We start from the raw sequence: 14298 nt of genomic DNA, 5'->3' as shown, positions 1-14298 counted from the left end.
TCACGGCCGGAGACCTCACGAAGGCCGATTACCCCCACCGGGCGAGGTCATCCCCCGGCCACGCGCACCAAGCCCGCGGACTGGCGTGCGGGGAACGACAAAACCGACCATGCCGGCGCGGTACGGGGGGGTCCGCGCCGGCACAGCCGGCAATGCACTTCATCATGCCCGAAGTTCCGCCGAATGTCGACACCTTCAACATTCCCTCTGGCAGGCAGGCGCGAGGGCGGCCCAGCCGGCGCCCCAGCACGCCTCGCCGTCAGCGTGGGACGGCGCCGCGCTAGAGGGCCAAAGGGCGTGCGAAAATGATCTTCCTTCGCACGCCCGGCGGCCGTTGTCCCCAGGATCACTAGAGGGCCAAAGGGCGTGCAAAAATGATCTTCCTTCGCACGCCCGGCGGCCGTTGTCCCCAGGATCACCGACGGGACGGCGGCCAGGTACCAGACACCAGGCGGCCGGGCGCCGGGCCGCGTCCCGCGGCGCCGGGCACGGTCAGCCGACCGCCTCGGTGACGGACTCGGGGAGCATCTCGAGGGCCGGCGGGGAGGACGGGAACGGGCGCCGGGGTTCGCGGACACCCGCGGAGCCGTCGCCGCGGCCACCGATCCACAGCCGCACCGGGGTGCCGGACGCGACCTTGGCGCCGGCCTCCGGCGCCTGGCCGGTGACGAGCGAGCCGGTGTCCGGCTCGACCTCGACCAGCCCGGCACCAGGCTCTGTCGACAGACCGACGGCGACGGCGGGAAAGCCCCAGCCCGCCAGCACCGACCGGGCGTCCTCCCACGTCCGGCCGACCACGTTCGGCACCACGACCGTCTTGCCCGACCGGCGCCGCGCCCGCCGGCCGGAGCCGCCCGCCTCGTCCCCTCGACCGCCGGCCGCGACCGCCGCACCGGCGCCGGCAGCCGAGGCCGGCTCGGCTCCCACCTCGGGTGGGGCGTCGGTCGCGTTGGAGTCCTTCATGACTTCCTCGGCGAGAGCACGCGCCCGCCTGACCTGCTCGGCGGCGGCGTCGTCGATGGGCACCTGGAGCCTGACGGGGCCCGCGGCCGGCCCGGAGGTGAGCGGCGGGAGGTTCTCGTCGAGGTCACGCCAGCGCTCCCAGGCCGACTGGCGGGAGACACCGAGCCGGGTGGCGATCTCCGCCCACGACTTGCGGTGGAAGCGGGCCGCGCGAACCGCCTCGAGCTCGGTCTGGTCGAGCAGCCGACGCAGGGTGCCGATGTCGGTCAGCGCGCCGAGCGCCGCCTCGCCATGGTCGATGCTCTCTGGGCGGCCGAACACGCGGTCCCGCCAGTTGTCCAGCCGCTCCCACGCTCGGCGGCCCTCCTGCCACGGACCGCTCCTACCCTTAGCCATGCATGTCAGGATAACCTGACAAACGTGGGCTGGGTAGGGGCCTCTCGGCCCGGGCGTCACGGCGGCGTCAGGGCACTGCGGCGCGCCGAGCGCGCGCCCCAGCTTGCGATCACTGTAGATCAGGGACTAGGACCGCCTCCGGCAACGTTCCCCTCATTTCGGAACGATCTTTCCAGAATCAGTCAGGCGTTACGCGCCGCCGATGACACACAACGTCTGACTGATCTTGATTCCGATGGTGCCAGCGACGGGGTGAACATTTGCTGGGGCGGGACTAGCTCTCCTGGATCTTCTTCGGCACCTCGAGGTTCTCTGCCACCGCTCGCTTGATGCGGTCGCAAATGTGACCCCGACCGCTACGCACGAGCGACGGCGCGCACACCCGGCCGGCGCAGCGAAGATCGCTTTCGGCCGCCACAACCAGCGGGCCCAAGGCGTAGCCCGTCGCCTGGTTGCGACGGCGGCCGCGGTTCTGTCCTAAGAGGCGAGCGCGGGGCCGCCGCCGTAGGGGCGCGTGAGAATCTCCATGCCGTGGCCGGAGGGGTCCAGGAAGTAGACGCCGCGGCCGCCGTCGTTGTGGTTGATCTGGCCTGGCAGCCGTCCGTGCGGGTCGGCGTAGTAGACGACCCCGGCACACTGGATTCGCGCGAAGGCGGCGTCGAACTCCGGCTCCGACACCAGGAACGCGTAGTGCTGGGTGGCGATCTTGTCCGCCGGGGCTGTCGCGAAGTCCAGCGTGACACCGTTTCCGGTGGCGACGGGGATGAACGGGCCCCATTCCTGGCCGACCTCGAGGCCGAGGATGCCGGCGAGGAACTCGGCGGACTCCCGGTTGTCCTGAGCATGCACGATCGTGTGGTTCAGGTGGACGGGCATGAACATGTCTCCGAGGGCGTTCTGGCGCCTCCATGCCTCACCGGGCCGGTGACCGGCACGCGGCGCCAGAGCCCAGCCTATGCCGCCGGAAGCCACGCCCTCGGCGTGGAGCAGCGCCCGGGCCGAACGGACGCATCGATCGGCGGGGTGCACTCTCCATTATGGTAATGCCGCCGCCATCGCGCTGAGCGACTGGCCGGCAGCCACGCACAGAACCGGGGGACGGCGGGCATGGCGACTGTGGACGAGTTCGTGAAGCACTGCAAGGACCAGGTCGGCTTCAAGCCGGCGCAGGAGAACCACACACTCTGGAATGACCGCTTCCAGGCGCCGGGAAGCCCATGGTGCGCGATGTTCGCCTACTGCATGTACGAGGACGTCGGGGTTCAGCCGGGAATCCGCTCGGCCTGGGTGCCTTCGATCTGGTCGTGGGCGCAGGCGCACGGCCTGGCCATTCCGTCGACCAGCAGCAAGCCCGGGGACCAGATCGTCTTCGACTGGACCGGCGTGGAGAAGGCCCTCACCGCCGAGACGCATACCGGCATCGTGGTCGGACGGTCCGGCGGCCAGATCCAGACGGTCGAGGGCAACATCGGCGACGACCAGGTTCTCGCGAAGACCTGGACCGCCGGCGGCCAGCTCATCGCCGGCTGCGTCAGCTGGCAGCACCTGTTCAGCGGCGTGCCCGCCGGGCTACGGCCACAGGTGGCGCAGGCGGGCAACCGCTTCGGCCATTTCCCTGACCTGCGGCTGGGCGCGCGCGACCGAGGCCCTACCGGGGTGTTCCCCGACCTCGCGCATCCGGTCGTCACCGTGCAGAACGCGCTGAACATCGCGTCCCAACGCGAGGGCGCGAACCGGCTGCTCGACCCGAACGGTGTCTTCGACGCGGCGACCGAGAAGGCCGTGCGCGATTTCCAGGAGTTCTGCCGCGCGAAGAACCCGTCGCTGCGGGCTGACGGCGTCGTCACCCAGCCGACGTGGACCGGCCTCGACTTCTTTCTCGACCTCGCGGGGCGTTAGCGGCCGTTCGGCGGACCCGGGCCGGTGCGCCGTGAGCGGGCGGCCCGGGTGGGGTAATCTGCGGCCCGGGATGAGTCGTCCGCGCTCGGGTGGCTTGCCCTGAGCTGGTCGGACCCGGTGCTGGTCGGAATGGTGGCCCGTGACGTCTTCCGCTGGGCGCCTGGGCGCCCCGGGGCCGCGAGATCCCACGACGATCGGCCCATACCTGGTCCGCGCGCTGATCGGCGAGGGCGGGATGGGCCGGGTCTACCTCGCGAGCTCACCGGCCGGACGGCTCGCCGCGGTCAAGGTGGTCAGCCCCACCGTCGCCGGCGACCCCGTCTTCCGGGAGCGGTTCCGCCGGGAGGTCGCGGCGGCTCGCCGGATCGCAGGCGCTTTCACCGCGCCGGTGGCGGACGCGGACCCGGACGGCCCTCGGCCCTGGCTCGCCACCCAGTACGTGCCGGGCCCTTCGCTGCGCGACGCCGTCGAGGTGCTCGGCCCGCTGCAGCTGGAAGCCTGCTTCATGCTGGGCGCCCGCATGCTTGAGGCGCTCATGGCCGTCCACCGTGACGGCATCGCCCACCGGGACCTGAAGCCCAACAATGTCCTGCTCGCCGCCGACGGCCCGCGGCTCATCGACTTCGGGATCGCCCGGGCCGCCGACCAGACGGCACTGACCCGCGCCGGCGAGGTGTTCGGCACCGCCGCCTACATGTCGCCCGAACAGGCGATGGGCGGCGAGGTCGGCCCTGCCTGCGACGTGTTCGCGTTCGCGCTGGTCCTGATCTTCGCGTCCACCGGCCGCGACCCGTTCGGGTCCGGCGACCCGGCGGCGCTGTTGTTCCGGATAGTGCACGACCTGCCCGACCTGCGCGGGGTGCCCGCGGCGCTGCGGGACCGCCTGCGGCCCTGCCTGGCCAAGGACCCGTCGGACCGCCCGGCCCCGGCCACGCTGCTCAAGCTGTTCGCCGCCGATCTCGGCCCGTCGCCGGCCTGGCCGCCGGAGGTGGCTCGGCTGGTCCGCGAGCGGGAGGCCGAGATCGCGGCCTGGCTGCCGGCCACCCCCAGCCCGCCCGCGCTCGCCGTCGCGCCGCCACGCGCCCTCCCGCTGGCACCTGCCGCCCGGCCCGGCGGGACACCGGCGCCGCCGCCAGCACCAGCATCCCCCCAACGACAGGCACCGCAACCGGCACCGGCATTGCAGCAACCTGCGCTGGCGCCGCGGTCTCCGGATTCGCCCGGCCTGGCGCCGCTGAAGCCGACACGACGAGAGCTGCCACCGCCAGGCGCCGCGGCGCACCAGGCCGTGGTCCGCGCGGCGCCGCCACGGCCGCCGGCACCCGTCGAGCGGGCGGCGCGACCACCTGGACTGCCGACTCGGGCGGCGCCGGGAGTGGTGGTGCCGGGTGTCCAGCGCCTGCCGGTACCGGCGCCGGGCTACCCGCCGCTCGCGCCCACGAGGGTCGCGCTGGCGGAGAACGGCTCCGACGAATCCTGCGTCTTCACCGGCAGACGGTGGCCCAACGTCGTCGCCGGAGTCCTGACGCTCCTCGCGGCCCTGCTCGCGCTGCTCGCGGTCCTGATCTGCCTCACGACCCTGGGCGGCAACGACCCGACCGTCGGAGCCGGAACAAGACTGTTCAGCGTGCTCGTCGGCGCCGGCGCCCTGTTCCTCGCCATCGCGGGCCTGCGACGCGCGGTGTGGCGGCTCCACCTGGCATCCAGCCCGCCCTGGCTCTCGATCACGCCCGGCGGCATCCAGGCGCGGGCGGGCGGGCGTCACTACGACATCCCGTGGTCGCAGGCACGCGGCGCCCGGGTCATCCGCCTGGGCCAGCGCGAGGTCGTCGCGGTCTGGCCGACGCCGGAGTGGGCGCTGCGGACGCCCGACCTCGACCGACCCGCCCGGTGGATCCCGAGAAACCGCACCCTGTGCATCTGGCGGAACCCAGCCATGCGCTGCGACGTGCTCCTGGACGTCCGCATGCTCTATCCGGCCACCTCCCACCGCCTGACCACCGCCATCGCCGTCCTGGCCAGCCGCCACGCCTACCACCGCTAGGGCGCCGCTGGGCGGGAAGGTCGCTTGCGCGACCCGCACCGCCGGCTGGGTATGCGGACGGGGCTCCGGATCCGGCCCCTGAGGCCGCCTGACCTGGCCCGGCGGTCCGATCGGTCGCTGTCCGGTACGCGACCCGCGCCGAGAAGGCCGGGGGAAGGGGCGCGGGCGATGGTGGATGGCATGGATCGACTGCGTATTGCTGACCTTGGGACCGTGCTGTCGGTGTGGGCGCATCCCGATGACGAGACCTATCTGGCGGGCGGGCTGATGGCCGCGGCCGCGGCGAATGGCCAGCGGGTGGCGTGTGTGGCGCTGACCGCCGGCGAGCGCGGCACCGACGACCCCGCGGCGTGGCCGCCGGAGCGGCTCGGCGCGGTGCGCCGGCTCGAGGCGGGCGCCGCGATGGCCGTGCTCGGAGTCCGGGAGCACCGGATCATCGGGATGCCCGACGGCGGTCTGGATGCCTGGGGCCCCGTCGGCGCCCGGCTGGTCGGTCAGGTGGTCGACGAGGTGCGGCCCGACACCGTTGTGACCTTCGGGCCGGACGGGACGACCTTCCACCCCGACCATGTCGCCGTGCACCGCTGGGTGCGCCACGCCTGGGAGGAGCGGGGCCGTGGCTTCCGCCTGCTGGAGGCGGCGTGGACGGCGGAGGCGCTCGAACGCTTCGCGGACCTGCACGACGAGTTCCAGGTGTTCATGACCGACGCCCACCCTGCCGGCGTGCCCGCGGACGTCCTGTCCCTGCGCGTCGCGCTCGACGGGCCCGAGCTCGACCGCAAGGTGGTGGCGCTGCGGGCGATGGCGACCCAGATCGGACCGACTGTCGACGCGTTCGGCCTGGCCCGGTTCACCGACTGGGTCGCCGAGGAACGCTTCGTCGACGTCGGCGCACCGGCCATGGCCACGGCGGGCAGCGAGGCGCCCACGACACCGGAACCAGCGCCGACACCGGCACCGGCACCGGTATAGACAGCGGTTGGGCGAGACGGCGGTCAGGAGAGCGGCGGCGTACGAGAACCGGGCGCTCTCCGGGGAGCAGACGTTTGCGGGGGCGGCACCAGCGGCGGGGTGCCTAGCGGCGGGGCGGCGGCAGGAGGCCGAGGCGGGCGGTGATGGCGCCCAACTGGAAGCGGCTCGTGACGCCGTGCTGGACATAGAGGTCGGCGACGTCCCGGCGGACGGTACGCGGGGTGATCCCCAGGCGGTCGGCGACGGCCTGGTCGGTGTGGCCTTGGGCCAGCAGTGCCAGCACCGCGCCGCGGCGTGCCTGCTCGGAGCCGTCGGCGGCTGGCCGCGGGCCGTTCAGCGGCTGCGCGTCCCGGTGCACCCGCTCGACCAGGTCACTGATCACGGACAGGGGGCCGGGGGCACGCACCAGCAGCGCGCCCTGGCCGAGGTCGTCCGGGTCGACCGGCAGGACCGCCTCCCGCCCGTCGACGATCATCACCCGCATGGGCACGAGGGGGCTCTGGCGCACCCAGCCGACCGCCGGCAGCCGGCCGCCGCCCAGCGCCCTGGCCGCCGCCACCTGGTCGGGCGTCCACACCGAGGCGACGCGCACCCCCCGCCCAGCCGCCCGCGCCAGCCCCTGCAACATGTCCACCGCGGCCGGGCGCGGCGGGGTCGGCCCGGACAGCAGGAAGCCGATCTGGCTGGCCGCGTTCTCGACCAGCTCGGCTATCTGCACCCACACCTGGTGCGGGTCCAGGAGCGCGGCCACCCCGTCGACGTTGTCGGGGCGGTGCCGGCCGGCGACGTAGTCCGACAGCAGCCGGCTGCGGTACAGGGCGGTCCGCTGCGCGGACAGCGCCGCCTCCCGCAGCTCCAGAGCGCGCTCCCGCATCGCGTGCTCGACGTACAGCGCGATGGAGGGGTCCTGCGCCTCCCAGCCCTCGTCGATCTTGCGCAGCAGGCCCCGCCCCACGAGCCGGTCGACCTCGGCCGTCACCTTCTCCACGGGCAGCCCTGCCCGGTCCGCGAGCATCTCGATGGTGGCCCGGTGGTGGCCGGCCGCGGCCCGGAAAACTGCCAGGCCCGTCTCGTCCAGCCCGAACAGCTCCTGCTCGTCGCCCGGCACCGAGATCCCCCACTTCCAAGCGGTCAGGGCCGGGAACCACCGTTCCCACCCGCCGCACCACAGCCGACAGTGGGCGTAGCGAACTGACGACGCCTAGTCGCACGATGGCGTGGCGGGCAGGTTAACGCAGGAAACGTGGGCGAACTATCCAAATCGGCAGCGGTATGCGCTCACCGCGACTGGATGACCGTTTTGTCAAAAGTATCCGCTATGTCCAGGCGGGAAGGGCGGGTGGCCGCCCGCGTGGCGGTGGCACCGTCTGCCCGGCTCCGGCCGCCCGCGGCGCCCGCCACGGCCCAGCTCGACGGGCCTCATCCGGCCCCGGCCGAAGGGCTCCAACTGGACCCGGATCACTGCTGAGTCCCGGCGCAGCCTAGCGGCTCACGTGCTGAACGCCACCCCGCGGGCAGAGCCACGCGGGACGTCAGGGTCGAACATCGCCGCCAGGCGCGACCGCCGGCGGCCCGGTGTTGGCCGACGCGGCCGCCGAGGTGCCGCCCAGGTGGATGTAGTCCTGCTCACAGGACGGGTCGCGATGTCGAGCCGAAACGGCACCCAAACAACCAGAGTGGGCCTTCGGCATGTGGGCCGCGGCCAGCCCGCGCCTGCGCGCCGAGCTGCCCGCGCTCGCCGGGCTGGCGCGGGCGGACTCGTGGGCCACCGACGCGCACAAGTGGCTCAACGTGCCGCACGACTGCGGCGTGGTGCTGTGCGCCCACCCGGATGCGCACCGGGCCGCCATGCGCGCCCGGGCCGACTAGCGGACGCGCTGTTCAATGCGTACGGCGAGGGCGGCGAGCGGGCGGCGGTCATCATGCAGGCGCTGGACGCCGCCCACCCGGCCGACCTGCCACCGCACTCCACGTGCTGTTCGCCGGGGTCCGTCCCGGGCATCAGGCACGCGGCCACGCCGCCGCCGTCAGCAGGACTCTTGCCGCGGTCGCGAACGCGGCCGGAGCCGGGGTCTACGCGGAGGCCTCCAACCAGCGCAGCCTCGCCCTGTGGCTGCGGCTGGGGCTACGCCGGATCGGCCCGGAGATCGCCCTGCCCGACGGCGGCCCGTCGCTCTACCCGATCTGGGGCGATGCCGGCGGCTGGTGGCAGTAGGCCGGGGGCCGCCGGCGGGACCTCGCCAGGGAAACACGGTGTCAGGCGGACGGAGTTAGAGGGACACGGTCAGCCGAGAGAAGCCGCGCAGGGTGAGGTTGGGGCGGAACTCGGGCTCCTCGTCGGTCAGCGCCAGGTTCGGGAAGCGCTCGAAGAGCCGCAGGACGGCCGTCTGGGCCTCCATCCGCGCCAGCGCCGCACCGACGCAGAAATGGTGCCCCAGCCCGAAGCTGAGATTGCGGTTCACCCTGCGCCGCACGTCGAACGTCTCGGCGTCCTCGAACTCCGCCGGGTCGCGGTTGGCGGCCGCGATCAGTGGTACGACACCCTCCCCCGATCGCAGCACCACGTCGCCGAGCCGCATCTCGCTGATGATCGGACGCGCCCGCATCATGTGCACCGGCGGGTCGAACCGCAGCACCTCCTCGATCGTCGTGCGGATGATCGACGGGTCCGCGCGCAGCAGGGCGAGCTGGTCCGGATGGCGCAGGAGCTGGTAGACCGCGTTGGTGATCAGGTTGGTGGTCGTCTCGAAGCCGGCGATGAGGAGCACGCCGGTGTTCGTCAGCAGCTCGTCCTCGCTGGCGAGCCGGCCGTCCTCGCCGGCCTCGATGAGCCTGGTGATCAGGTCGTCTCCAGGGTCCCGGCGGCGCCGTTCCAGGAGGCCCGCAATGTACCCGCGCATCCGGTGGACGGCCGCGAGGCGCTCGTCGGCGGGAACGCCCGGGTCGACGGAACGGGCGATCTCGTTGCCGATGTCAATGAACTGCTCCCGGTCCTCCGGCGGGGCGCCGAGCATGTCGCAGATGACGAGGATCGGCAGCAGGGAGGCGTACTGGGACACGACGTCCACGGTCGGGCCGTCGAATTCGTCCATCAGCTGCTCGACGAGGTCGTTGATCGCCTGGCGGCTACGCTCGACGCTCGGAGCGGTGAAGGCATAACTGATCAGCCCACGCAGGCGGGTGTGCTCCGGCGGGTCGGTGTCGAGCAGCGACCTGGTGCGCCGGATCGCCTTGAGCTGCTCGGCGCGCTTGTCCGGGTCGGGCGAGAGGCTCCGCTGGACGCTCGGCGACGCCGTGACGTCGTAGCTCAGCGCCGCGCTGCGGAACATCGTGAAGCAGTCGGCGTAGCGCGAGAGGTACCAGACCCCGTCGGGCGAGCGCCACGCGGGCGCCTGCTCCCGCATCCTTCGGTAGACCGGGTACGGGTCCCGGCGTAACTCCGGGCTCGACGGGTCGAACAGGATCTCTGCGCTGGTGGTCATCGCGGCGACTCCTCGATGTGGCCGAACGCCAGACCGGCAGGTACCGGGGGCGGACCAAGACCGCAGCAACGTAACAGAGTGAGTGGTCACTCTGCCGAGAGTTGAGGAGCGTGCCCGACTCCGCCGCACGCGGACGGGTCGGAGATCTGGCGCCGGAAATTCAGCGGCGGTGTTCGGTGGTGAGTGGTAACTTGCCGCCCGGACGATGTAGTGGTCGGGCAGGTCGCAGCTGGCGATCATTCCGGCCCGGATGGCGAAGAGGTGGGGCATGGCCGCCGCGGTGACTGTCGCGTTCGCGCGCCCCCGATCCTTCCGACCATCCACCGCCACCGGCTGACCACCACGCCGCGGCCGGACCTGGCTACCGCCTGTCCGCCGCCGGTCGCCGGAGCAATCCCGAGGGGTTTCCTCCGTTGCTCGCGTTTCCCACTGGCGATCACACGTCTCCACCCGGCCGTCCGCACCCGGACCATGCCCACCCAGATCGCCGCCCGTCCGGCTCCGACCTCGACCTCGGAGCCGTTCACTCCCCCACGTCCGTTCACCCACCCGTTCCCCCTGCCCTGCCCGCCTCCAGCTCCGACCCTGGCGTCGGCGTCGGCGAGGACCTCTCCGCCTATGGCTGGGATGCCGGCTGGGACGACGCGTTCGCTCCCTACCGCGTCGCCGGCCTCGTCCCGGGCCGGATCACCCGCGTCGACCGGGGAGGCTGCGAGGTGGTCACCGCGGGCGGCCGCTCGTGGCCGGCGACGGCGCCGACCGGGCCGGCCGACACCGTGCCCTGCACCGGTGACTGGGCGGCGCTGCGTCCCGGCCCCGTCGCCGGTCCGGCCACGCGCGAGAGGTTGGCCGTCGCCGCGCTGCTCCCCCGGCGGACCGCGCTGGTCCGCGCGTCCTCGTCCCGGCGGTCCGACCCGCAGCCGCTGGCCGCGAACGTCGACATCGTCGCCGTGGCCGTGGCGCTGACCGCCCCGATCAACCTCGGCCGCCTCGAACGGCTCGTCACCCTGGCCTGGGAGAGCGGCGCCCGCCCGCTGGTGGTGCTGACCAAGGCCGATCAGGCCGGCGGCGCCGGGTCCGAGACCGTCCGGACCGCCGAGGCCGAGGCCGAGGCGGCGGCACCCGGCGTCGACGTCGTCACCACCAGCGCGGCCGACGGGTCCGGGCTGGACGCCCTGGCCGTCCTTCTCGCCGGTACCTCGGTGCTGATCGGCACGTCCGGGACCGGCAAGTCGACGCTGACCAACGCGCTGCTGGGCACCGAGACCCAGCAGGTCCGCGCGGTGCGGTCGGCCGACGGCAAGGGCCGCCACACCACGGTCCGCCGCGAGTTGCTGCCGCTGCCCGGCGGCGGGGTGCTGATCGACACCCCCGGGCTGCGCGGGGTCGGGCTGTGGGCCGCCGACGACGGGCTGAGCCAGGCCTTCGCGGACGTCGAGGAGCTCGCCGCCGGCTGCCGGTTCGGCGACTGCGAGCACCGGACGGAACCCGGCTGCGCGGTGCTCGCCGCGGTCGACGCCGGGACGCTGCCGGCCCGGCGGCTGGCGAGCTACCGCCGGCTGCTGCGGGAGAACGCCTACACGGCGGCTCGTGGCGACGCCCGGCTGCGCGCCGAGCAGGAGCGCCAGTGGAGATCGATCAGCAAGGAGCAGCGGCGCATGTACCGGGAACGCGGCCGCTAGGAAGATCGCCAGGACTGTATCCGGATCCGAACTCCGAGCCGCCGCCAGTTCGGATCCGGATACAGAACTGCTGATCAAGCTCGCGAGTCATAACGTGGGAGGCGCCGGGGTGTACTCGGCCCGGCGGGAGCCCACGGGAGCCCGTGAGCGCCGGCGCACCGTCGGCGGATCAGCGGGAGCGGTCGCCTGACGGGGCGGATCTCAGGGCGAACGAGTGACGACGTCGAGAAAACGGAGCGTGCCGTGGCCTTACAGCGGGTCGAGATCGGGCTGGTCAGTATGGACGAGGCGTTGGTCGACTTCTTCGCGGACGTGTTCGAGCTGGAACGGCTGCCGCCCATCGGGTCAGGCGCCGGCATCGTGCACCGGGTCCAGGCGCCGGGTGTGGCGATAAAAGTGATGGTGCCGTCCGTGCCACCCAGCCCCGCCGAACCGATCGGCTCTTTCCTCGGCGCGACGGGTCTGCGCTACCTGACGATGTATGTCACCGATCTCGACGGAACCCTCGAACGCGTCGCGGCCCGCAAGGGCCAGGTCCTGCACGGCCCCATGGACATCGGTCCTGGCGTGCGCATCGCCGTCGTCCACGATCCCGACGGCAACACCATCGAAGTGGTCGAAGGCGCCCCACAGCCCGACAGCGACTAGCGCCGGCTCCCAGCGCAATGGCCCACGGGCGATTCACGCCCGGGGCCCCAAGCCCTGGTGACCAGCGGATGGTGCCAGGCACAGGCGAGCTGCCGCTGCTCGACATGCTCACGGCGCTGCCGCCCGGCCTCGTCATCGGTCTGGAGGTCCCGCTGCGCTCCCAGGCCGAGGCGGGCATCGGGCCACGCGACCGCCTCGGCCGGTGCGTCGACGCGGCTCGTGGACTTCTGGACCAGTTGACGGACGAGCACCGCCAGCTGTGAGATCCGACGTTCGGGCGAACTCCCGCCTTCCAGGCGGAAAATCTGGAGACAGCTCGACGTGACCTGCCGCCGAAATGACGTCGGACGGCTGGTGTCGATCCGGGGCTGTCCCGTTCGACCTGTGAGTGTGAGGGTCGAAGGGCGGCCCCCGGATCAGGGAGATCGAAGATGGCGAAGTACATGTTGATCATGCGAGGCACGGACGAGTCCGTCGCGAAGATGATGGACACGCCGTTCGAGCAGATGCTCGAGCTGATGGGCCGCTTCAACGAGGAGCTGATCCGCGCGGGCGTGCTCGTCGCGGCCGAGGGCCTGGACGACCCGAGCCAGGGCGTCGTGGTCGACTTCGGCGGCGAGACACCGGTGGTCACCGACGGTCCCTACGGCGAGACGAAGGAGCTGTTCGGCGGCTACTACATCATCGACGTCGCCTCGAAGGAGGAAGCGGTCGAGTGGGCGAAGCGGATCCCCGCGATGGCCGGCTCGAAGTGCGAGATCCGCCGTGTGCCGGGCATCGACGAGTTCCCACAGGACAACGAGTGGGTCGTCATGGAGCGGGCGTGGCGCGAGCGGACCGGCCAGCTCTGATGGTCGAGGCTTCGGACGGCCCGCCGAGTGCCGAGTCGGCGCGGCGGGCCGTCGAGGCCGTCTGGCGGATCGAGTCGGCGCGGATCGTCGGCGCGCTGGCCCGGCACACCGGAGACTTCGCGCTCGCCGAGGACGTCGCGCAGGAGGCGGTGGCCGAGGCTCTCGTCACCTGGTCGCGAGACGGTGCGCCGGCGAATCCGGTGGGCTGGCTGCTCACGACCGCGCGACGGCGCGCCATCGACAGCTTCCGCCGCCGGTCGGCGCTGGACGAGCGGTACGCGGCGCTCGCCGGCCAGCTCGGCGAGGGCGAGGCGAGCTCGGGCGCGGCCTCGCGGAGCGGGGCGGACGACCTGCTGTGGGATCCCGACCGGGTCGACGACGACATCCTCGCGCTGATGTTCGTGGCCTGCCATCCGGTGCTCTCGCCGGAGGCCAGGGTGGCCCTGACGCTGCGCGTGGTCGGGGGGCTCGGGAGCGAGGAGATCGCCCGCGCGTTCCTGGTGCCTGTGCCGACCGTGCAGGCCCGGATCACCCGGGCGAAGAAGACGATCGCGGCCGCGGGTGTGCCGTTTGAGCTGCCACCGGCCGAGGACCGGCGCGAGCGGCTCGGCGGCGTCCTCAGCGTGCTCTATGTGATTTTCACCGAGGGCTCGACCGCGACGGCCGGCGACCGCCTTCTGCGCCCCGACGTCGCGTACGAGGCGATCAGGCTGGCCCGGATGCTGACCGCTCTGCTGCCCGACCAGCCGGAGGTGCACGGGCTGCTCGCGCTGTTCGAGCTCACCGCCGCACGCTTTCCCGCGCGCACCGGGCCCGACGGCGAGGCGGTGCTCCTGGAGGACCAGGACCGGCGGCTGTGGGACCGGTCCGCGATCCGCCGCGGCCAGGCCGCTCTGGGCCGGGCCTCGATGCTGGGGCGCGGGCTCGGGCCGTACGGGCTGCAGGCGTCGATCGCCGCCTGCCACGCGTCGGCCCCGTCGGTCCCGGCGACCGACTGGGAGCGTGTCGTGCTCCTCTACGAGGCGCTCGGCCGGGTGGCCCCGTCACCGGTCGTCGAGCTCAACCGGGCCGTCGCCGTCGCGATGGCGCAGGGACCGCTGGAGGCGCTGTCCCTCGTAGACGAGCTGGTCGCCTCCGACCGCCTGTCGGGGTCGTACCTGCTCCCCAGCGTGCGCGGCGAGCTGCTCATCCGGCTCGGCCGGCCCGCCGAGGCACGCGCCGAGCTGGAGCTCGCCGCCCGGCTGTGCCGCAACGCCCGGGAGAGATCGGTGCTGCTGCGCAAGGCGGCCGGGCTGGAGTGACCACCTCCATCCGCCTCGCTCGCGGCCGTCCCCTGGCGGCTGCCTCACAATGTCCGTGTG

14 protein-coding genes are annotated in these 14298 nt (G+C 72.9%); 10 read left to right on the top strand and 4 right to left on the bottom strand.

All coding sequences use genetic code 11. From position 1 onward, the window contains the following. Nucleotides 1-492: 492 nt before the first annotated feature. Nucleotides 493-1359, bottom strand: a complete 867-nt coding sequence (locus BCD48_RS21840; RefSeq protein WP_131804080.1) for a PASTA domain-containing protein — start codon at nucleotides 1357-1359, stop codon at nucleotides 493-495. A gap of 477 nt (nucleotides 1360-1836) precedes the next feature. Continuing rightward, the gene (locus tag BCD48_RS21835; RefSeq protein ID WP_071050277.1) at nucleotides 1837-2235 is read right to left on the bottom strand and encodes a VOC family protein; all 399 of its coding nucleotides are present in this window, start codon (nucleotides 2233-2235) and stop codon (nucleotides 1837-1839) included. 231 nt (nucleotides 2236-2466) lie between these two features. On the opposite strand from BCD48_RS21835, the gene BCD48_RS21830 reads away from it, so the two are divergent. The 3 genes from BCD48_RS21830 to BCD48_RS21820 all read left to right on the top strand — a co-directional run bounded on the left by BCD48_RS21830 (nucleotide 2467) and on the right by BCD48_RS21820 (nucleotide 6274). Then, nucleotides 2467-3258 carry a CHAP domain-containing protein gene (locus tag BCD48_RS21830; RefSeq protein WP_071050250.1) on the top strand — a complete coding sequence of 264 codons (792 nt, stop codon included), beginning with the start codon at nucleotides 2467-2469 and terminating at the stop codon, nucleotides 3256-3258. 139 nt (nucleotides 3259-3397) lie between these two features. Beyond that, entirely contained in the window at nucleotides 3398-5302 is a 1905-nt protein-coding gene (locus BCD48_RS21825; protein WP_071050249.1) for a serine/threonine-protein kinase, read from the top strand. Between the two features lie 180 nt (nucleotides 5303-5482). After that, the gene (locus BCD48_RS21820; protein WP_241841907.1) at nucleotides 5483-6274 is read left to right on the top strand and encodes a PIG-L deacetylase family protein; all 792 of its coding nucleotides are present in this window, start codon (nucleotides 5483-5485) and stop codon (nucleotides 6272-6274) included. Between the two features lie 103 nt (nucleotides 6275-6377). On the opposite strand, the gene BCD48_RS21815 is transcribed toward BCD48_RS21820, so the two are convergent. Beyond that, nucleotides 6378-7382: a helix-turn-helix domain-containing protein gene (locus BCD48_RS21815; RefSeq protein ID WP_071050247.1), complete on the bottom strand. Its 1005-nt coding sequence runs from the start codon at nucleotides 7380-7382 to the stop codon at nucleotides 6378-6380. 581 nt (nucleotides 7383-7963) lie between these two features. On the opposite strand from BCD48_RS21815, the gene BCD48_RS21810 reads away from it, so the two are divergent. Further along, nucleotides 7964-8143, top strand: a complete 180-nt coding sequence (locus tag BCD48_RS21810; RefSeq protein ID WP_071050246.1) for a hypothetical protein — start codon at nucleotides 7964-7966, stop codon at nucleotides 8141-8143. Nucleotides 8144-8246: 103 nt separating this feature from the next. Then, complete coding sequence (locus BCD48_RS21805; RefSeq protein ID WP_071050245.1) at nucleotides 8247-8489, top strand: hypothetical protein; 243 nt, start codon at nucleotides 8247-8249, stop codon at nucleotides 8487-8489. 55 nt (nucleotides 8490-8544) lie between these two features. On the opposite strand, the gene BCD48_RS21800 is transcribed toward BCD48_RS21805, so the two are convergent. After that, complete coding sequence (locus tag BCD48_RS21800; RefSeq protein ID WP_071050244.1) at nucleotides 8545-9756, bottom strand: cytochrome P450; 1212 nt, start codon at nucleotides 9754-9756, stop codon at nucleotides 8545-8547. Nucleotides 9757-10169: 413 nt separating this feature from the next. Here BCD48_RS21800 and rsgA point away from each other — a divergent pair, with 413 nt between their 5' ends. From rsgA to BCD48_RS21775, 5 genes are all read left to right on the top strand, one after another. Next, nucleotides 10170-11438 carry a ribosome small subunit-dependent GTPase A gene (gene rsgA / locus BCD48_RS21795; RefSeq protein ID WP_198543341.1) on the top strand — a complete coding sequence of 423 codons (1269 nt, stop codon included), beginning with the start codon at nucleotides 10170-10172 and terminating at the stop codon, nucleotides 11436-11438. A 243-nt stretch (nucleotides 11439-11681) separates the two neighbouring features. Continuing rightward, complete coding sequence (locus BCD48_RS21790; RefSeq protein ID WP_071050243.1) at nucleotides 11682-12086, top strand: VOC family protein; 405 nt, start codon at nucleotides 11682-11684, stop codon at nucleotides 12084-12086. Between the two features lie 68 nt (nucleotides 12087-12154). Beyond that, on the top strand, nucleotides 12155-12349 hold the full coding sequence (locus tag BCD48_RS21785) for a hypothetical protein (protein ID WP_071050242.1): 195 nt from the start codon (nucleotides 12155-12157) through the stop codon (nucleotides 12347-12349). A 168-nt stretch (nucleotides 12350-12517) separates the two neighbouring features. Then, a complete protein-coding gene (locus tag BCD48_RS21780; protein ID WP_071050241.1) occupies nucleotides 12518-12937 on the top strand; it encodes a YciI family protein in 420 nt (139 codons plus the stop codon). Continuing rightward, nucleotides 12937-14238 carry an RNA polymerase sigma factor gene (locus tag BCD48_RS21775; RefSeq protein WP_198543344.1) on the top strand — a complete coding sequence of 434 codons (1302 nt, stop codon included), beginning with the start codon at nucleotides 12937-12939 and terminating at the stop codon, nucleotides 14236-14238. The genes BCD48_RS21780 and BCD48_RS21775 overlap by 1 nt, the downstream gene beginning before the upstream one ends. Nucleotides 14239-14298: the final 60 nt, after the last annotated feature.

Source organism: Pseudofrankia coriaricola, assembly GCF_001854805.1.
Taxonomy (GTDB): domain Bacteria; phylum Actinomycetota; class Actinomycetes; order Frankiales; family Frankiaceae; genus Pseudofrankia.
The sequence above is the reverse complement of the archived record's forward strand: the minus strand, read 5'-3'. Positions and strand labels throughout refer to the sequence as shown.